Origin of the sequence: Streptomyces sp. NPDC057638 (genome assembly GCF_042800315.1) — a bacterium.
In the GTDB taxonomy this organism is placed as follows: domain Bacteria; phylum Actinomycetota; class Actinomycetes; order Streptomycetales; family Streptomycetaceae; genus Streptomyces.
In genome coordinates this window covers 1-18,460 of the sequence record NZ_JBHVHF010000157.1, presented here as the reverse complement: position 1 = coordinate 18,460, position 18,460 = coordinate 1, and the positions used below count along the sequence as shown (strand labels likewise).

Below are 18,460 nucleotides of genomic sequence, written 5' to 3'. Positions count from 1 at the left end.
GGCACCCATCACGGGTGCCGGGCCGGGCCTTTCCACCGGTGTGTCGCACGGCGCCTGGCCGGAGGCACCGACGACTCACCGGAGCCGGGGACGGAGGGCGGTGGAGCAGCGGGACCCCCGCTCAGCCACCCACCGTCGAGGTCTGGTCCGGTCCCGCGCTCTGGCGGCCCACCCGGCCGTCGCCGATACCGTCGCCGTCATCACCGGCATGGCCGCCGTCACCCGTCCCGCGCTTCGCGGCGCGCTTGGCGGCCCGGCGCTCCTTGCGGAGTTCGACCATCGCGTACAGCGTCGGCACCAGCAGCAGGGTCAGCAGGGTGGAGGAGATCAACCCACCGATCACCACCACGGCCAGCGGCTTGGCGATGAAGCCGCCCTCGCCCGTGATGCCCAGGGCCATCGGCAGCAGGGCGAAGATCGTCGCCAGCGCGGTCATCAGGATCGGGCGCAGCCGGTGGCGGCCGCCCTCGATGACCGACTCGATGACGCCGAGCCCCTGCGCCCGGTACTGGTTGATCAGATCGATCAGGACGATCGCGTTGGTGACCACGATGCCGATCAGCATCAGCATGCCGATCAGCGCGGGCACGCCCAGCGCGGTGTCGGTCAGGATCAGCAGCCCGATCGCGCCGGTCGAGGCGAAGGGGATGGAGACCAGCAGGATCAGCGGCTGCACCAGCGAACGGAAGGTGGCGACCAGCAGCATGAAGACGATCGCCACGGCCGCGAGCATCGCCAGCGCCAGGGAGGCGAACGCCTCCTTCTGGTCCTCGGTGACCCCGCCGATGGAGGCCGTGGCGCCCCTCGGCAGATCCAGGCCGTCGACCGCCTTCTGGAGCCCGGTGCTGAGGTCACCGGTGTTGTCGTCGAGCGGCTTGGCGGTGATGGTGGCGGCCCGGGAGCCGTCGATTCGGCTCATGGAGACCGGCCCGGGCACCAGCCGCACATCGGCGATCCGACCGAGCGTGGCCCCGCCCAGGGGCAGGTTCCGCAGCTGGGCCAGGGTGGTGGCGGGGCGGGCCGAGGTGATGACGACATCGCGCTCGGTGTCATCGATGATCGCCTTGGCCGCGGGCAGTCCGCGCACCGCCTGGGTGACGGCCGCGCCCAGGCCGGCCTCGGTGAACCCGGCGTCGGCGGTGCGGGGGGTGGCCGTCACGGAGATCCGGGGCACGGACTGGGCCAGATCGCTCTGTACGTCGGTGACGCCGTCGAGTCCGGCCACCTCCTCGCGTACCGCCTCGGAGGCGGTCCGCAGGATGGCGGGGTCGGCGGCCTTGACCACGACGCTCAGATCCTGGGCGCCGAAGCCGTCACCGCCGGAGATGGTGGTGTCGCCGATGCCTTTCAGCCGGGCCAGTTCGTCATCGAGCCGGTCGCGGGTGTCGTCGAAGTCGGCGGAGTCGGTGAGGGTGATCTGATAGCTGGCCTCGTTGGCGCCCGCGCCGCCGAAGGCCGCGGCGAAGCCGCTGGAACCGACGGTGACCTGGTAGTCCTTGATCTCCGACACCCCGGCGAGGACCTTCTCGACCTGACGGGCGGCGGCGTCGGTGGCGGCGAGGCTGCCCCCGGCGGGCAGCTCCTGCTTGATGGTCATGACCTTCTGCTCGCCCTGGTCGAAGAAGTTGGTCTTCAACAGCCCGGCCAGACCGAGGCTGACGACGAGGACGGCGACGGCCAGCAGCACACTGGTCAGCCGACGGCGGGTGGCGAAGCGCAGCACCCGGACATAGAACCGCTGGAGCGGACTGCGCTCCTCCTTCTCCTCCGCGATCCGCCGCGCCTCCTCCGGCGCCAGGCCCCGCACCTCCTTCGGCGGGTGCAGGAACCAGTACGACAGGACCGGCACCACCGTCAGCGACACCAGCAGCGAGGCCAGCAGGGCGGCGGTGACGGTGAGCGAGAAGGAGCCGAAGAGCTGGCCGACGGCGCCGCCGACCAGACCGATCGGCAGAAAGACCGCGACGGTGGTCAGGGTGGAGGAGGTGACCGCCCCGGCGACCTCCTTGACGGCGGTGACGATGGCGCTGTGCCGCTCCTCGCCGTAGCCGAGATGGCGCTTGATGTTCTCCAGCACCACGATCGAGTCGTCGACGACCCGGCCGATGGCGATGGTCAGCGCGCCGAGGGTGAGGATGTTCAGCGAGAGGTCACGGCTCCAGAGCACCAGCAGCGCCAGGACCACCGAGAGGGGGATGGAGACGGCCGTCACCAGGGTGGAGCGGAGCGAGGCCAGGAAGACCAGGATCACCACGACGGCGAAGAGCAGCCCCAGCGCGCCCTCGGTGGTCAGCCCGGAGATGGACTTCTCGACCGCGGGCCCCTGGTCCGAGACGACGGTCACCTCGGCGTCCGCGCCGAGGTCCCGCCTCAGCTCGGGCAGCTTCTCCTCGACCGCGCGCGAGATGGAGACGGCGCTGCCGTCGTTGTCCATGGTGGCGAGGACGGCGAGGCTGGGCTTGCCGTTGGTGCGGGTCAGCGAGGTGGCGGCGGCGGGCGCCTCCTTGACGGTGGCCACATCGCCGAGCCGCACGGCCCCGCCCGTGCCGCCGGGCGGCGCCGGGATCCTCAGCTCCTCGATCTGCCGCAGCGTGGTGAACCCGCCGCCGACCTGGACGGTACGGCTCTGTCCCGCCTCGCTGAACGATCCGGCGGGTACGGCCGAGCCCCCGGCGCGCAGGGCGTCGGCGAGCGCGGGGCCGGTGAGCCCGGCGGCGGCGAGCGCGCGCTCGTCGGGGGTGACGGAGACCTGGAGCTCCCTGACACCGTCGACGGAGACCTGGTTGACGCCGTCGATGCCCTCCAGCTCGGGGACGATGGTCCGCTTGAGCTGGGCGGCGAGGGCCTGCTGGCTCTCCCGGCCGGAGGTGACGGCGAGGACCACCGTGGGGATGTCATCGGTGGAACCCGCGACGACCTGGGGATCGACCCCGTCGGGCAGCTCCGCGCGGGCCCGGTTCACCGCCTCCTGGACATCGGAGACCAGCTGCTTGACGCCCTCGCCGTAGTCGAAGCTGGCCAGGACCACGGCGTTGCCCTCGCTGGCGGTCGAGGTCACCCCGGTGATGCCGTCGACGCTCTCCAGGGAGGTCTCCAGCGGTTCGACGACCTGCTTCTCGACCACATCGGGCGAGGCACCCTCGTACGGCGCGAGGACCGAGACCATGGGGAGTTCGAGCGTGGGCAGCAGCTGCTGTTTGAGCTGGGGGATGGCGATCGCGCCGAAGATGAGCGTGATGATCGACATCATGCCGATCAGAGCGCGCTGCGACAGGCTGAACTTCGACAGCCAGGTCATGGGGGTCTCTCTTCTGATGGCTCCGCTGATGACTCCACTGAGGGCAGGACAAGGAGTTGCCGGGTGCCCGGTTATACGATCAGCCATCAACCGGCTGCGGACCGTCGCCCCGAGGTCTCGTTTCTTTATCCGATACCTACGGCGAACGGAGTACCCGGGAGGGAGCGCCCGCTCCACCCGTGGGCGGACCGCGGCGGAGACGACCACGCGCGCCCGTGCCTTCTCCCCGGGACGGACCGCCTCCGACGCGCCGACGAGCAGCGTGTCCGGCCTTCTTCCGGGACGGGCGGAACCGCCGCCCGGGCCCGCGTGGACGGGCCCTGTCCGTCCACCCCGTGGACGGGCCGTCACCCTTCAGCCCGTACGGGGGCGGATCGCGTTCAGCCCGTACGGGGGCGGACCAGACCCGATTCGTAGGCGAAGACGACGAGCTGGGAGCGGTCACGGGCACCGAGTTTGGCCATCGCGCGGTTCACATGGGTCTTGACCGTGAGCGGGCTGACCGCCAGCCGGTCGGCGATCTCGTCGTTGGAGTGCCCCCCGCCGACCAGGACCAGCACCTCGCGCTCGCGCCCGGTGAGCGAGGCCAGCCGGTCGGCGTGGTCCTGTGACCGGCCGCCCGCGCCGCCGCCCTGGGCGAGGAACGTGGCGATCAGGCCCTTGGTGGCGGCCGGGGAGAGCAGCGCCTCCCCCGCGGCGGCGCGGCGGATGGCGTTGAGCAGCTCGTCCGGCTCGGCGCCCTTGCCCAGGAAGCCGGAGGCACCCGCGCGCAGCGACTCGGCCACGTACTCGTCCACCTCGAAGGTGGTCAGCATGACCACCTTGACCCCGGCGAGCTCGGGGTCGGCGCTGATCATGCGGGTGGCGGCCAGTCCGTCCGTACCCGGCATCCGGATATCCATCAGGACCACGTCGGCGCGGGTGGTGCGGGCCAGTGCGACGGCCTCGGCGCCATCGGCGGCCTCGCCGACCACGGCCATATCGGGTTCGGAGTCCACCAGGACCCGGAAGGCGCTCCTGAGCAGCGTCTGGTCATCGGCGAGCAACACCCGGATGGTCATGCGTCCTCCCCCGTACGGGCTTCGAGGGGAAGTATCGCCTGCACCCGGAAGCCGCCGCCGAAGCGGGGGCCCGTGGTGAGTCGGCCGCCGAGCGCGCTGACACGCTCACGCATCCCGAGCAGACCGTGACCACCACCGGCGCTGCCGTCATCCGGTTCGGCCGCCGCGGCGGTGGCGCTGGTCCGCCGCTCCGGTACGCCGTTGTCGATGACCGTCACCTCCAGGGTGCGGCCGACCCGGACCACGCTCACCTCGGCCCGCGCCTGCCGCCCCGCGTGCTTGCGCACATTGGTGAGCGCCTCCTGGATGATCCGGTACGCCGCGAGGTCGACCGCCGCGGGCGGCCGGGTGCCGTGGTCGTCGCGGGCCACCTCCACCGGGAGTCCCGCCTGCCGGAAGGTGATCACCAGCTCGTCCAGCACATCGAGACCCGGTGCCGGTTCGGTGGGCGCCGTCGGATCGCCGGTCTGGCGGAGCAGTCCGACGGTGGCCCGCAGCTCGTTGAGGGCGGACCGGCTGGCCTCGCGTACATGGGCGAGCGCCTCCTTGGCCTGGTCGGGCCTGCGGTCCATCACATGGGCGGCCACCCCGGCCTGCACATTGACCAGCGCGATGTGGTGGGCGACGACATCGTGCAGATCGCGGGCGATCCGCAGCCGCTCCTCGGCCACCCGGCGGCGGGCCTCCTCCTCCCGGGTCCGCTCGGCGCGGTCCGCCCGCTCCCTGATCGCGTCGACGAAGGCCCGCCGGGAGCGGACCGCGTCCCCGGCCGCGGCGGCCATGCCGGTCCAGGCGAAGATGCCGATGTTCTCCTGGGTGTACCAGGGGGTCGACCCGAAGGACATCGCCGTCCCGGTCAGCACCGCCATGGTGAGCAGCCCCACCCGCCAGGTGGTGGGACGGTCGGTGCTGGCGGCGACGGTGTAGAGCGCGACCACGGCGCTCATCGCGACCGGCGCCGACGGGTCACCGAAGCCCAGCTCGATGACGGCCAGACCGCTGGTGAAACAGAGCACCGCCCGGGGTTCACGCCGCCGCAGTACCAGCGCGGCGGCGGCCAGCACCATCAGCACCACGCTGCGCGGGTCGGGGCTGCGCGCGCCGAACTCGGGCCCATGCGCTCCATTGGGGTCCGCGAAGGAGCCGAGGACCATGCCCGCCAGGACGGTGAGGGCGAGGGCGGCGTCGAGGGCGAGCGGATGGGCTCGGAGCCACTGCTGGACGCGGGCGAACCGGGCGGCGGAAGACGTCACCCCACGACGTTACGTCCCCATGGCCCGGGTCAGGGTCGCGGGGCCGGGCGGGTCAGCCAGGGAGACCAGGAGCCGGGCGGGTCAGCCAGGGAGACCAGAGGCCAGGGGCCGGGCGGGTCAGCCGGGGAGACCAGGGACCGGAGGCCGGGCGGGTCAGCCGGGGAGGCCGGGAATGAGGCCCTCGTCCCCGAGCAGCCCCTTCACGTCCTCCAGCGTCGCGTCCGGGGCCGGGAGGATCAGCTCCGACGGCTCCAGGACATCGTCCGGCAGGGGCTCCCCCACCTCCCGCACCCGCGCCAGCAGCGCCGTGAGGGTGCGCCGGAAGCCCGGCCCGTCGCCCTGTTCCATCTCGGCCAGCAGCTCGTTGTCGAGCCGGTCCAGTTCGGCGAAGTGGCGGTCGGCCAGCTTCACCTGGCCCTCCCCCATGATCCGTACGATCATGACGCGTCCCTCGTGGTCGGTGCCCGCCGGTCTCCCGGCGCGGCCGGGGTCAGCCGGTGGGTACCGCGGTACCCACCGTCATCCCGCCGTCAGTGCTTGTCGAAGTCGGGCCGGGTCGTCGAGCCCTGCCCCTGGGCGTCCCGCGCGCCACCGGCGCCGCCCTCGATGGCCTGCTGCGAGGCGCTGGAGCCGCCCGCCAGCTCGGCCTTCATCCGCTGGAGCTCCAGCTCCACATCGGTGCCGCCGGAGATGCGGTCCAGCTCGGCGGCGATGTCGTCCTTCGCCATGCCGGACGGGTCGTCCAGCGCGCCCGAGGCGAGCAACTCGTCGATGGCCCCGGCGCGTGCCTGGAGCTGCGCGGTCTTGTCCTCGGCCCGCTGGATCGCCAGACCGACGTCGCCCATCTCCTCGGAGATGCCGGAGAACGCCTCACCGATGCGGGTCTGCGCCTGCGCGGCGGTGTAGGTGGCCTTGATCGTCTCCTTCTTGGTGCGGAAGGCGTCGACCTTGGCCTGGAGGCGCTGGGCCGCCAGGGTGAGCTTCTCCTCCTCGCCCTGGAGCGTCTGGTGCTGTGTCTCCAGATCGCTCACCTGCTGCTGGAGCGCGGCGCGCCGGGACAGCGCCTCGCGCGCCAGGTCCTCACGGCCGAGCGCCAGCGCCTTGCGGCCCTGGTCCTCCAACTTGGACGACTGCCCCTGCAACTGGTTGAGCTGTAGCTCCAGTCGCTTGCGGGACGTCGCCACGTCGGCGACCCCCCGGCGCACCTTCTGGAGCAGCTCCAACTGCTTCTGATACGAGTAATCGAGGGTCTCGCGCGGATCCTCGGCCCGGTCAAGGGCCTTGTTTGCCTTCGCGCGGAAGATCATCCCCATACGCTTCATGACACCGCTCATGGGCTTCGCGCGCCCCCTTCTGACGGACTCCAGCTCCAGCACTCCAGAACCCACAGTACGGGCCCCACATCCATTACCGCACTGTTCGAGCGCGGATGCGCTCCTCCCCAAGGACGACTGCGGAGGGCTTCCACTCCAGCGCAAGGAGTAGATGGACGTCAGGGGAGACGCCGGGGAAGGCCCTCGGAACGGGTTTCGGAAGGGGCGGGAAAGGGGCGGGGAAGGAGTGGGGGAAGGGTTCGGAGGGACCACGGGAAAAGGGGCGGGGGACGGTGCCGGGGCCGGGCGGGGGCGGGCGCGCGGCGCGGGGCGTCCCCCGTTCCGGCGGTGGTCCGGAGTCAGGGTGACGCGGGGTGTTGCCGGATCGTTCCCCTCCGGCGTTGGGTCCCCGCGCCGCACCCCGTACCCTTGGGATTTGTGTTCCGTAGCCGTGCCAAAGCAGAGAAGGCCACCACCGAGCAGGTGACGGCCGCCACCGAGCCCCGTGACCCCGAGGCCCCGAAGGGTCGCCCCACTCCCAAGCGGAGTGAGGCGCAGACCCAGCGACGCCGTGCCGTGGCGCCGCCGATCGACCGCAAGGAGGCGATGAAGCGCCAGCGCGAGGTCCGCCGTCAGGAGCTGGCCAAGCAGCGCGAAGCGCTCGCCAGCGGTGACGAGCGGTATCTCCCGGCCCGCGACAAGGGCCCCGTCCGCAAGTTCGCCCGTGACTTCGTGGACTCACGCTTCTGCGTCGCCGAGTTCTTCCTGCCGCTCGCCGTCCTGATCCTGATCATGAGCATGGTCCGGGTGGCGCAGCTCCAGAACATCGCGCTGCTGGTCTGGCTCGGCGTCATCGTCATGATCGTGATCGACTCGATCGGACTCGGCATCCGGCTCAAGAAGCAGCTCAACGAGCGCTTCCCGAACGAGCGCAAGCGCGGCGCCATCGCCTACGCCCTGATGCGTACGCTCCAGATGCGCCGACTGCGTCTACCGAAGCCGCAGGTCAAGCGCGGAGAGCGACCCTGAGCACCGAGGCCCCCGGCGTCCCCGGCACAGCCGGAGGGACGCTGGAGGCCATCCGGCAGGAACTGCTGGCCCGTCAGCTCGATGAGCAGATAGCCGCTCGCTACCCCGTCGGCCAGCGGCTGCGGATCCTCGATGTCGGTATGGGCCGTGGTGTCCAGGCGCTGCGGCTGGCACGCGCCGGGCACACCATCACCGGGCTGGAGTCGGACGAGGAACTGCTGCGGGCCGCCGAGGAGACCCTGGCCACCGAGCCGGAGGGCATCCGCGAGCGAGTCACCCTGCTTCTCGGCGACTCCCGGGAGACCGGGGTCCACTTCCTTCCGGGCAGCTTCGACGTGGTCCTCTGCCATGAGGTGCTGCTCTCCGAGCAGACCGACGACGGCGCCGCGCTGCTGGCGGGCCTGGCCCGGATGCTGGCCCCCGGCGGCCTGCTCTCCCTGCTGGTCCGCAACGCGGGGGCGCTGGCGATGGGACCCGGGCTCGCGCGGGACTGGGACGGCGCCCTGGCCGCCCTGGACTCGGACATCGTCACCGACCGCTCCGGGCGGACGGTCCGTGCCCACCGGCTGGACGCGCTGACGTCCGCGCTGGCGGGGATCGCGGCCCCGTTGCACGCCTGGTACGGGGTGCAGGTCTTCACTCCGTGGGGAGCCGCCGACAGTGACGGTGGTGGCGATGGGGAACGGCTGCTGCTCGCGGAGGACCGTGCGGGGCGGACGGATCCCTATCGCGGGGTCGCGGCCCTGCTCCATCTCTGCGGCGTCCGCGGCTGATCTCCGCCGGGGCCCTGCCCGGGGCCCTGCCCGGCTCTGGTCGGAGCCCGGACCGCGTTCCGGGCTCGCCACTCCCGTCCGCTGCCCACCGTCCCGCGCCGTTGTCGCGGGCGTGGACCCGCCCGCGCCTCCCGTACCTCTCGTACCTCTGTTCCTCCGTCGGCTGATGGGGAGGACAGAAAAGGAGGAACCGGTACCAGAGCCGGGCGTGCAGGTGTGTGGTGGAGCTCACAATCCGGGTCGCGCGCCGGGGTCAGGTGGAATGGGGCCGGGCGCGTCCCCTGACATGTGACGACCTCAGCGAGCCCTGCCGAGAAGGACGAGACGCCCCCCGCCAGACTCCCCGCCCGGGAGACCTGGCGCGTGCTCTACCGCCACTTCCACCCCCACCGCTGGTTCGTCGCCCTCGGCGCCTTCTTCGCCCTGATCGGCACGGTCACCGGGCTGCTCCAGCCGCTGGCCGCGAAGGAGTTGGTGGACCGGCTGGAGCATGACTCCTCCATCACCGGGGTGCTGATCGTCCTCACCGCGCTGGTCGTGCTGGGCACGGTGATCGAGGCGGTCGGGGCGTTCGTGCTGGAGCGGACCGCCGAGTCGGTCGTGCTCGCGGCCCGCCGCAGTCTGATCGGGCGGCTGCTGCGGCTGCGGCTGCCCGAGATGGAGCGGACCCAGCCGGGCGATCTGATGTCCCGGGTCACCGCGGACACCACCCTGCTGCGGGCGGTGACCACCCAGTCGATCGTCTCGGCCGTGACCGGCGGGCTCGGCTTCATCGCCACGCTGGTGATGATGGCCGTGATGGACGTGGTCCTGCTCGGCGTCACCGTCGGGGTGATCGTGCTGATCGGCGGGTCGTTCGCCCTGGTGATGCCGAAGATCTCCAAGGCCACCCAGCGGGCGCAGGAGGCGGTCGGGGAGATCTCGACCGTCCTGGAGCGGGCGTTCGGCGCCTTCCGTACGCTCAAGGCGTCCGGCGCCGAGGAGCGCGAGTCGGCGGTCGTCGCGGCGGCGGCCCACAAGGCGTGGGTCTACGGCACCAAGTCGGCCAAGTGGCAGTCGGTCGCCTCGTCGTCGGTGGGGCTCGCGGTGCAGGTGTCGTTCCTGGCGGTCCTCGGGATCGGTGGGGCACGGGTGGCCTCGGGGGCCATCTCGGTCTCGACACTCGTCGCCTTCCTGCTCTTTCTCTTCTATCTGATCGACCCGATATCCCGGCTGGTGGAGGCGGCGACGCAGTACCAGGCGGGCGTGGCGGCCGTCGCGCGCCTGGCCGAGGCCGAGCGGCTGGAGACCGAGCCGCTGGAGGACACGGGCGGGCGCACCGCCCCCCGGACGGAGGGACCCGCCACCGTCGCCTTCGAGGATGTCGCCTTCCGCTACCGGGACGATCTGCCGCCCGTCCACCACGGCGTCACCTTCACCGTGCCGGGCGCGGGGATGACCGCCTTCGTGGGCCCGTCGGGGGCGGGGAAGACCACCGTCTTCGGGCTGATCGAACGGTTCTACGAGGTGAACGGCGGCCGGGTCCTCGTCGACGGCCGCGATGTGCGCGACTGGCCGCTCCCCGACCTGCGGGCCGCCATCGGCTATGTGGAACAGGACGCCCCGGTCCTGGCGGGCACCCTGCGGGAGAACCTCGTCTTCGCCGCGCCCGACGCGACCGACGAGGCGATCCGGGACGTCGTCGTACGGGCCCGGCTGGACGCCCTCGTCGACCGGCTGCCCGAGGGGCTCGACACCCTCGTCGGCCACCGGGGCTCCAAGCTCTCCGGCGGCGAGCGCCAGCGGGTGGCGATAGCCCGCGCGCTGCTGCGCCGCCCCCGGCTGCTCCTGCTGGACGAGGCCACGTCCCAGCTCGACGCGGTCAACGAACTCGCGCTGCGGGACGTGGTCACGGAGATCGCCCGCGAGGTGACGGTGCTGGTCGTGGCCCACCGGCTGTCGACGGTGACCCTCGCGGACCGGATCGTGGTCATGGACGCGGGCCGGGTGCGGGCCGTCGGTACCCATGAGGAGCTGGTGGCCGCGGATCCGCTGTACGGGGAGCTGGCGGCGACACAGTTCCTGGCGTCGGCGGAACCGGAGAACGGTTCGCGGGACGGTGAGCCGGAGGGCGGTTCGCGGCCGGAGGCCGACGCGGGGGACGGGAAGCCGGAGAACGGTTCGCGGGAGGAGGCCGCGCCGGAGCGGGTCTGAGCACGGGGTGCGTGCCACGGCGGCGGGGCGGATTCCGCAGGCCCGTGGCCGGGTGCGTTCCCGCTGGTCGCGGCCGTCACGCGCGCGCTCTCCCTGGTCGTGCGGCGGTGTCGTTCCCGGGCGCGGGGCACCTGGGTGTCCGCCGTCTGCCGTGCCTCCCGTGTCCCCCGCCGCTCCCGCCGCGGTGACCACGCGCCCCCGGAGTCCGGTCGCGGAGGTCACCGCGGTCGCACCCGTGACCGTCGCCGGCCGCCGGAGGGCGGCCAGGGCGGTTCGGCGGCGGAAGTACCTGTTCGGCGGCGTCCGGCATGCCCGTCACTCCGGTGCGTGGAGACACTCAGGCATGAGGCTCTCCCCCGCCACCGTCCGTCGTCGCCTTCCCGTCGTGCTCGGTGGGATCTGTGTGATCGTGCTGGTCGGAGGCTGTTCCGGCGATACGGACGCCCTCCCCACGGGGGCGGCGCAGGCCGTGGCACCCTCGGTCCGGGACGGCTACACGAGTGACGCGGCCAACGACCTCCAGAACGACTACGAGACCGTCATCCGCGATGTCCTGCCCTCGGTCGTCCAGATCCAGACCGGTGACGCCCTCGGCTCCGGGGTCGTCTATGACTCCCGGGGCCATATCGTCACCAACGCCCACGTCATCGACCAGACGCGTTCCTTCGAGGTCACCGTCGCCACCGGGGAGCAGCCCCTGACCGCGCGGCTGGTCGCCTCCTACCCCGAGCAGGATCTCGCCGTCATCAAGCTGGACCAGGTGCCCGCCGGGCTGCGGCCCGCCGTCTTCGGTGACTCCGGCAAGGTCGCCGTCGGCCAGATCGTGCTGGCGATGGGTTCCCCGCTGGGGCTCTCCAGCAGTGTCACGCAGGGCATCGTCTCCGGCATCGGCCGTACGGTCAGTGAGAGCGCGGAGAACGGCGGTACGGGCGCCACCATCGGCAACATGGTGCAGACCTCCGCCGCCATCAACCCGGGCAACAGCGGCGGCGCGCTGGTCAATCTCGACAGCGAGGTCATCGGCATCCCCACCCTCGCCGCCACCGACCCCGACCTCGGCGGGGGTACCGCGCCGGGCATCGGCTTCGCCATCCCGGCCTCGATGGTGCGTACGGTGGCGGACCAGATCATCGCCACCGGAAAGGTCACCGACTCCGGCCGGGCGGCCCTCGACATCACCGCCAGAACGGTCCTCGACGACAACTACCAGCCGTCGGGCGTCGCGATCGTCGAGGTCGTGAAGGGGGGCGCGGCGGACGAGGCGGGGCTGCGGGCCGGGGACATCATCACGAAGATCGGGTCGCACGAGATCACCACGATCACCTCGCTGGCGGAGGCGCTGGCGTCGGAGCAGCCGGGGGACCAGGTGGTGGTGTCGTATCTGCGCAACGGTGAGCCCGGCACGGCGCGGGTGACACTCGGTGAGATCTGACGCGATCCGGGGCTGCCCGGGCGGTGCCCGTCGTCGGGGCTGCCCGGGGTGGTGCCGCGTTCGCGGATGCCCGGGGTGGTGCCCGTCCCCGCGCCACGAGCCGGGCGTCACCCGGGCGGTGCCGCGTGCCGGGGATGCGCCGGGGCCACGCCCCGGGGGCGGCGCCCGCCCTCCGCCACCGGGGAACGGGCGCGCCCACGCGGGCGGGACGCCGGTCAGTCCGGGGCGTGCAGGCTCATCGGCCCGTAGATCGCGGTGCCGTCGTCGGAGAGCGCGACCTGGTCGGCGCCTCCGTCCCGCAGTTCCTTCCAGTGCTCACCGAGCCAGGACTCGGCGTCCCCCTGCGTGGTGAACTCCTCCGGTGTCACGGCCGGTCGCACCTCCGTACCGTCGGACTTCTCAAACCGCCACGTCCATGCCATGTACGCCTCCCAGCGGAGTCAGGGGGTGCTGTCCTGCCCGCAGCGTATCCGGGCGCGCACGCGCGACGGCGACGCGGGAGGATCGTCCCTGTGGAACTGACTCTGCTCGGCACCGGCGCCCCGGCCGGTCTCCCCCGTCCCGACTGTCCCTGTGCCGTGTGCGCCGCCGCCCGTGGCTCCCGGGCCCGTGCCGCCACCGCGCTGCTGGTGGACGGTGCCCTGCTGCTCGATCTCACTCCCGGGGCGGCGCTGGCCGCCGCCCGGGCGGGCCACTCACTGGTGGGGGTGCGGCAGGTGCTGCTCACCCATCCGCACGACGGTCCGTCGGTGGACGTGCCCGCCGGGCTGCCGTCGGCGGGCCGGGTGCCCGACGGCCGGGTGCTCACGCTGATCAGCGGACACCGGGTGCGGGCGGTGCCGATGGACCACCCGGGTACGGGGTACGAGGTGACCTCGCCCGAGGGCGACCGGCTGCTCTATCTGCCGCCGGGCGGCGCCCCGGCCGGGCTCGCCCCCGCGGCGGAGGCCCCGTACGAGATGGTGGTGGCCGATGTCGTGGGGCGCCCCGACGCGGTGGCCCGGCTGCGGGCGACCGGGGCGATCGGGCCGACCACCGATGTGATCGCCGTCCATCTGGACCATGACGTCCCCGGCGGCCCCGAGCTGGACCGCAGGCTCGCGGCGGCGGGCGCGCGGGCGGTCCCCGACGGGACGACCCTGATCGTCGGCGAGTACCACGCCGTACCGGACGTTCCGCGCCGGACGCTGATCACCGGAGGGGCACGTTCGGGTAAGTCGGCGGAGGCCGAGCGGCGGTTGGAGACCTTCCCCGGGGTGGTGTACGTGGCGACCGGCGGCGGCCGGGAGGGCGACGCGGAGTGGGCGGACCGGGTCGCCCTCCACCGCGAGCGCCGCCCCGGCTCCTGGCGGACGGTCGAGAGCTGCGATCTCGTACCGCTGCTCGCTGACGACGGGCCCCCGCTGCTGATCGACTGTCTGGCGCTCTGGCTGACGGACGCGATGGACCGGGTGGGCGCCTGGGACGACGACACCTGGCGCGCGGAGGGCGAACACGCCCTGCGGGAGCGGGTGTCCGAGCTGGTCGCCGCGGTGCGCGCCACCCACCGCACCGTCGTCGCCGTCACCAACGAGGTCGGCTCGGGCGTGGTCCCGGCCACCGCCTCCGGGCGCCGCTTCCGGGACGAGCTGGGCCGGCTGAACGCGGCCGTCGGCGCGGAGTGCGAGCAGATGTTGCTGGTGGTGTCCGGGCAGGCGCTGGTGCTGAGGAACTGACGTACCACCACGCGGGACCGGGCCGCCGCGTGGGATGACGGCTGACGGCGGGCCGGTGGGGCACGGACCGGAACCGGGCCGGGACCCCGCGCCGGACGACGCCTGACGGCGGGCGGGGGGAGCACGGACCGGAGCCGGAGGGGCCGGTGGCCGGCGTGTGGATCGGGCGGCGGCCGGATTGAGCGGTGACCGGGGGCCGGATGAGGGTGAGACGGTACTGTTCAGCGAATGAGCAGGCTGAATCTCGATGACTTCTCCGATCTGATCGAGCGCCCCGACAGCGGGATCCGGCGGGACGCCGAGGCCCACCGGGAGCGGCTCACCGTGCCGGGCGGGGCCCTGGGGCGGCTGGACGAGTGGGGCGAGTGGCTCGCCTCGGCCCAGGTCTCCGTGCCCGTGCGGGCGATCGAGCGGCCCCGGGTCCTGCTCTTCGCCGCGGACCACGGTGTCGCCTCGCTCGATGTGTCCGGCCGACGGGCCGGGGAGGCGTATCTGCTGGTGCGGGACGTCCTGGAGGGCGCGAGCCCGGTCTCCGTCGTCGCCCGGCGGATGGGCGTTCCGGTCCGGGTCGTGGACGCCGGGCTGGACTGTGACCCCGAGCTGCTGCCCGCCGCCGTCACCCGACACCGGGTGCGCCGGGGCAGCGGGCGGATCGACACCGAGGACGCGCTCACCCTCGACGAGGCCGAGCGCGCGGTACGGCTCGGAATGGCCATCGCCGACGAGGAGGCCGACGCGGGGACCGATCTGGTGGTCCTCGGCGATCTGAGCGTCGGCGGCACCACCGCCGCCGCCACCCTGATCGCCGCGCTCTGCGGCACCGACGCCTCGGTGGTCACCGGCCGGGGCGGCGCCGGGATCGACGATCTCGCCTGGATGCGCAAGTGCGCGGCGATCCGCGACTCGCTGCGCCGGGCCCGCCCGGTCCTCGGCGACCAGCTGGAGCTGCTGGCGGCCGTCGGGGGCGCGGACCTGGCCGCGATGACCGGTTTCCTGCTGCAGAGCGCCGTGCGCCGGATGCCGGTGATCCTGGACGGTGTCGTCTCGGCGGCGTGCGCGCTGGTGGGCCAGCGGGCCGCGTTCCGCGCGCCGGACTGGTGGCTGGCGGGCCATATCAGTGGCGAGCCCGCCCAGCGCAAGGCCCTGGACCGGATGGCGCTCACCCCCGTACTCGATCACGGTGTCACCGTGGGCGAGGGAACCGGGGCGCTGCTGGCGCTCCCTCTCGTCCAGGCGGCCGCCGCGCTCGCGGCGGAACTGCCGGAACGGCCGGGCGCGGCAGACGAACCCGACAACACAGCCGACACAGACAACACAGCCGACGGCGCCGACGCAGAGGGTACGGACAGCACCGACACCACCGGCGGCGGTACGGCCACCGCCGACGCCACGGGCGGCTCCCTCCCGCGTTCGTACGGGTCCTACGGCATGGACAGTCCCGGCCGTGAGTGACGTCCCCATGCGTCCCTGACGGTCCGGCCGGACCGGCCGGACGGCGGCGGGGAGCACCCCCGGAGGGAGCCTCCGCCGCCCCGGGGAATGCCCCCGGGAACCCCGGCGAGCGTCCCCGGAGCACGCCCACCGCCGGAGCGCGCCCACAGAGCCTCCCCAGGAGCGGCCGTCCGCCGGAGCGGCCAGCCATGACGAGTGATGCCCCATATGATCACTTTTCATGGGAGAGGTCCTTGTTTAGCTCCGGTCCAGGCCCAGGCCCCCGTCCCCCGGCGGCACCCGGCGAGCACCCCACCGCCGGGGCCCGTCGCGGCGCCCCCCACCGCGCGCCGTCCACCGTCCGGTCCCGGCGGAGCGCCGCCTTCGCGGTCTGGTACCTGCGGGTGGTCGCGTTCATCAACCTGCTCAGCGGTGTCTGGGTCTCCCTCGGACAGCGGCTGCACCGGCACGACATCAACGACTATGTGACCCCGTATCTGCTGACGGCGGGCTTCGCCTCCGGGGTCCTCGCCCTCTTTCTCGCGGTCACCATGCGCCGCCGCAAGCGGGCCGCCTGGATCCTCAACCTGGTCCTCGGCTCGCTCTTCCTCCTCGGCCTCGCGCTCGCCCTCGCCCTCGACCCCGAGGTCCACGCCCACCCGCAGAACTGGGTCTCGTTCGCGCTGACCGCCGCCTTCGTCGGAGCGCTGCTGCTGGGGCGGCGCGAGTTCTACGCGATCGGGGACAGCTCCAACCCCCGGCTGGCCGCCGTCGTCGCCATCGGCGGACTGCTGCTCACCTCGCTGCTGGCCACCCTGCTCGTCACCGTCACCAACACCGCCACCGGCGGCTCCACCTTCCCGGAGCGCTGGCGGTACGGCGCGGCCCGGCTGGTCTCGCTCGCCATCGACCCGTCGCGCTTCCCCGGCATCGCCACCCCGCACTGGGTCGACGTCGTCATCAACGTCCTGTCCACGCTGCTGCTGCTCGCCATCGGATACGCGGCCTTCCGCTCCCGGCCCGCCGCCGACCCGCTCACCGAGGACGACGAACGGCGGCTGCGCGCCCTGCTGGAGCGCCACGGCGAACGGGACTCCCTCGGCTACTTCGCGCTGCGGCGCGAGAAGAGCGTGGTCTGGTCCCCGACCGGCAAGGCCGCCGTCGCCCACCGGGTCGTCGGCGGGGTCTCGCTGGCCTCGGGCGACCCCATCGGGGACCCGGAGGCCTGGCCGGGCGCCATCGCGCCCTGGCTGGCGCAGGCGCGCGAACACGGCTGGATCCCGGCCGTGATGGGCGCGGGCGAGGAGGCCGGGACGGTCTACGCGCGGCACGGTCTGGACGCCCTGGAACTGGGCGACGAGGCCGTCGTCGACCTCGCCGAGTTCACCCTGGAGGGACGGGCGATGCGGACCGTACGGCAGGCGTACCACCGGGTGCGCCGCGCCGGGTACACCGTCCGGATCCGCCGCCACGAGGAGATCCCGCCCGAGGAGATGGCCACCCTGCTGCGGCGGGCCGACGACTGGCGCGACGGCGCCACCGAACGCGGCTTCTCGATGGCGCTCGGCCGGCTGGGCGACGAGGCCGACGGCCACTGTGTGATGCTCGAATGCGCCGACGCGGACGGGGTGCCCCGGGCGCTGCTGAGCTTCGTCCCCTGGGGACCGCACGGGCTCTCGCTCGATCTGATGCGCCGTGACCGCGACGCTGAGAACGGACTGGTGGAGTTCATGGTGATCGAACTCCTCCAGCGCGCGCCCGGCCTCGGCCTGACCCAGGTCTCCCTGAACTTCGCCATGTTCCGCTCGGTCTTCGAACGCGGCTCCCGGCTGGGCGCGGGGCCCGTGCTGCGGCTGTGGCGCTCCCTGCTGGGCTTCTTCTCCCGCTGGTGGCAGATCGAGTCCCTCTACCGGGCCAACGCCAAGTACCGGCCGATCTGGGAACCCCGCTTCCTCCTCTTCGAGAAGAGCGCCGACCTGCCGCGCATCGCCATCGCGGCGGCGCGGGCCGAGGGCTTTCTGGAGGCGCCGGGGCTGCCGAAGTGGCTCCACCGCGAGCGTCTGGAGGGCGGCCGGTGACGGCTCAGCGCCCGCCCGGGGGCGCGGGGCGGTCGGGGGTGCCGCCGATCAGGTTCTGGAAGGCCCGCCGGGGCCGGTCCCAGCGGCGGTCGTGCCGGTACGAGCGGATCCGGGACCGCGCCCGCGCCCGCGGCCGACCGCGGTAACAGCGCCGCGCCCAGAGCGAGCCGGGCCGGGCCAGCCGTACGGCACCGAAGACCGCGACGAAGGGCACCAGGGTCCCGATCAGCGCCATCCGGGGCTTGCCCTTGGCCAGGGCCACCAGGACGAAGAGGAAGTTCACCACCAGCGTGAGGATGAGCGTGGTCCGGTTGACCCGCTCCTCGGCCGTCAGGGAACTGACCCCGAGCGGGGAGAAGCCGCTCAGGGTCAGCAGCGCCAGCGCGGTGGCCAGGACGACGGCCTCGACGCTCTGGCGGCCCTCCTCGGTCCAGTACACGTCGTCCACATGGACGATCAGCGCGAACTCGTCGAGCACCAGCCCCGCGCCCACCCCGAAGACGATCGCGCTCAGCTGCGCGGCGAGACCGTACCGCCCGCTGTCCACCGCGCCGAAGCCGCCGACGACGGTGAGGATGACGCCCGGCACCACATGGTGGATATGGAGCCCACCGGGGGTGATGTTCCGGAACGGGCCACGCCCGGCCCGGATCAGCCGGGTGATGGTGCGCACGATGAGGAAGGTAAGGACGAAGGCGGTGATGGCGAGGAGGGTGGGGAGCTTGCCGGGCTCGACGATGTTGTCCTGGAACCAGTGACCCATACTCCGCTCCCGCCCTCCTTCCCGCTCGTTCCCTCGCGCCGCTCCCGCTCTCCTGCCGCTCCTTCCGCAATCTACGACCCGCCCGCGGCGCCCGCCCCTCGTCGCGGCCCCCGCGCCGGGG

14 protein-coding genes are annotated in these 18,460 nt (G+C 73.0%); 7 read left to right on the top strand and 7 right to left on the bottom strand.

Annotated elements, in window-relative coordinates; translation table 11 throughout:
- Nucleotides 1-121 precede the first annotated feature (121 nt).
- The 5 genes from ACFVIM_RS21015 to ACFVIM_RS20995 all read right to left on the bottom strand — a co-directional run bounded on the left by ACFVIM_RS21015 (nucleotide 122) and on the right by ACFVIM_RS20995 (nucleotide 6,934).
- Nucleotides 122-3,298, bottom strand: coding sequence for an efflux RND transporter permease subunit (locus tag ACFVIM_RS21015; RefSeq protein WP_384303373.1), 3,177 nt, complete (start codon nucleotides 3,296-3,298; stop codon nucleotides 122-124).
- A 380-nt stretch (nucleotides 3,299-3,678) separates the two neighbouring features.
- Nucleotides 3,679-4,359 carry a response regulator gene (locus ACFVIM_RS21010; RefSeq protein WP_384303372.1) on the bottom strand — a complete coding sequence of 227 codons (681 nt, stop codon included), beginning with the start codon at nucleotides 4,357-4,359 and terminating at the stop codon, nucleotides 3,679-3,681.
- The gene (locus ACFVIM_RS21005) at nucleotides 4,356-5,612 is read right to left on the bottom strand and encodes a sensor histidine kinase (protein ID WP_384303369.1); all 1,257 of its coding nucleotides are present in this window, start codon (nucleotides 5,610-5,612) and stop codon (nucleotides 4,356-4,358) included. The genes ACFVIM_RS21010 and ACFVIM_RS21005 overlap by 4 nt, the downstream gene beginning before the upstream one ends.
- 153 nt (nucleotides 5,613-5,765) lie before the next feature.
- Nucleotides 5,766-6,053 carry a hypothetical protein gene (locus ACFVIM_RS21000; protein WP_384303367.1) on the bottom strand — a complete coding sequence of 96 codons (288 nt, stop codon included), beginning with the start codon at nucleotides 6,051-6,053 and terminating at the stop codon, nucleotides 5,766-5,768.
- A gap of 89 nt (nucleotides 6,054-6,142) precedes the next feature.
- Nucleotides 6,143-6,934 (bottom strand): PspA/IM30 family protein, encoded by a 792-nt coding sequence (locus tag ACFVIM_RS20995; RefSeq protein WP_384303365.1) that lies wholly within the window; start codon nucleotides 6,932-6,934, stop codon nucleotides 6,143-6,145.
- 429 nt (nucleotides 6,935-7,363) lie between these two features.
- On the opposite strand from ACFVIM_RS20995, the gene ACFVIM_RS20990 reads away from it, so the two are divergent.
- From ACFVIM_RS20990 to ACFVIM_RS20975, 4 genes are all read left to right on the top strand, one after another.
- Nucleotides 7,364-7,954 (top strand): DUF3043 domain-containing protein, encoded by a 591-nt coding sequence (locus ACFVIM_RS20990; RefSeq protein WP_384303363.1) that lies wholly within the window; start codon nucleotides 7,364-7,366, stop codon nucleotides 7,952-7,954.
- A 65-nt stretch (nucleotides 7,955-8,019) separates the two neighbouring features.
- Nucleotides 8,020-8,727, top strand: coding sequence for a class I SAM-dependent methyltransferase (locus ACFVIM_RS20985; protein WP_384303375.1), 708 nt, complete (start codon nucleotides 8,020-8,022; stop codon nucleotides 8,725-8,727).
- Nucleotides 8,728-9,015: 288 nt separating this feature from the next.
- A complete protein-coding gene (locus ACFVIM_RS20980; protein WP_384303361.1) occupies nucleotides 9,016-10,920 on the top strand; it encodes an ABC transporter ATP-binding protein in 1,905 nt (634 codons plus the stop codon).
- Nucleotides 10,921-11,263: 343 nt separating this feature from the next.
- Complete coding sequence (locus ACFVIM_RS20975) at nucleotides 11,264-12,352, top strand: S1C family serine protease (RefSeq protein ID WP_384303359.1); 1,089 nt, start codon at nucleotides 11,264-11,266, stop codon at nucleotides 12,350-12,352.
- 215 nt (nucleotides 12,353-12,567) lie between these two features.
- On the opposite strand, the gene ACFVIM_RS20970 is transcribed toward ACFVIM_RS20975, so the two are convergent.
- The gene (locus ACFVIM_RS20970; RefSeq protein WP_384303357.1) at nucleotides 12,568-12,774 is read right to left on the bottom strand and encodes a hypothetical protein; all 207 of its coding nucleotides are present in this window, start codon (nucleotides 12,772-12,774) and stop codon (nucleotides 12,568-12,570) included.
- A 90-nt stretch (nucleotides 12,775-12,864) separates the two neighbouring features.
- On the opposite strand from ACFVIM_RS20970, the gene ACFVIM_RS20965 reads away from it, so the two are divergent.
- The 3 genes from ACFVIM_RS20965 to ACFVIM_RS20955 all read left to right on the top strand — a co-directional run bounded on the left by ACFVIM_RS20965 (nucleotide 12,865) and on the right by ACFVIM_RS20955 (nucleotide 17,576).
- Nucleotides 12,865-14,067, top strand: a complete 1,203-nt coding sequence (locus ACFVIM_RS20965; protein WP_384303355.1) for a bifunctional adenosylcobinamide kinase/adenosylcobinamide-phosphate guanylyltransferase — start codon at nucleotides 12,865-12,867, stop codon at nucleotides 14,065-14,067.
- A gap of 228 nt (nucleotides 14,068-14,295) precedes the next feature.
- The gene (cobT, locus tag ACFVIM_RS20960) at nucleotides 14,296-15,519 is read left to right on the top strand and encodes a nicotinate-nucleotide--dimethylbenzimidazole phosphoribosyltransferase (RefSeq protein WP_384303353.1); all 1,224 of its coding nucleotides are present in this window, start codon (nucleotides 14,296-14,298) and stop codon (nucleotides 15,517-15,519) included.
- Between the two features lie 188 nt (nucleotides 15,520-15,707).
- Nucleotides 15,708-17,576: a phosphatidylglycerol lysyltransferase domain-containing protein gene (locus tag ACFVIM_RS20955; RefSeq protein ID WP_384303351.1), complete on the top strand. Its 1,869-nt coding sequence runs from the start codon at nucleotides 15,708-15,710 to the stop codon at nucleotides 17,574-17,576.
- Nucleotides 17,577-17,580: 4 nt separating this feature from the next.
- Here the strand turns inward: ACFVIM_RS20955 and ACFVIM_RS20950 are convergent, their stop codons facing one another.
- Nucleotides 17,581-18,339: a hypothetical protein gene (locus ACFVIM_RS20950; protein WP_384303349.1), complete on the bottom strand. Its 759-nt coding sequence runs from the start codon at nucleotides 18,337-18,339 to the stop codon at nucleotides 17,581-17,583.
- Nucleotides 18,340-18,460 lie beyond the last annotated feature (121 nt).